A 318-nucleotide genomic window follows, 5' to 3' on the forward strand; every position below is an offset into this window, starting at 1 on the left:
TCTGCGTCACCGTTGCACAGGGCGTGAAACCTGGACGCGGAGCGTCCGGGGCGGCATTCCCACGCAGAGCGTGGGAACGATCAGGCTGGTGTTGGTTGAGGCTGGGTTACTTGGGGTAGAGCGGCGGCAAACTGGTGGTGTTGGTGGCCGGGTCTTGTTCGCGTTCGGCCGCAGGAATGGCCTTGATCGCGCGCCATTGATCGCTCCCACGCTCTGCGTGGTAATGCATCCCGTGACACTCTGCGTCACCGTTGCACAGGGCGTGAAACCTGGACGCGGAGCGTCCGGGGCGGCATTCCCACGCAGAGCGTGGGAACG

1 pseudogene is annotated in these 318 nt (G+C 64.8%); it reads right to left on the reverse strand.

Going from position 1 to position 318, the window contains the following annotated elements:
* Positions 1–106: 106 nt before the first annotated feature.
* Positions 107–318 (reverse strand): annotated as a pseudogene (locus ACTJLA_RS26860) (hypothetical protein); the annotation flags it as partial.

This window comes from Pseudomonas sp. 22072 (assembly GCF_052046095.1).
In the GTDB taxonomy this organism is placed as follows: Bacteria; Pseudomonadota; Gammaproteobacteria; order Pseudomonadales; family Pseudomonadaceae; genus Aquipseudomonas; species Aquipseudomonas paracarnis.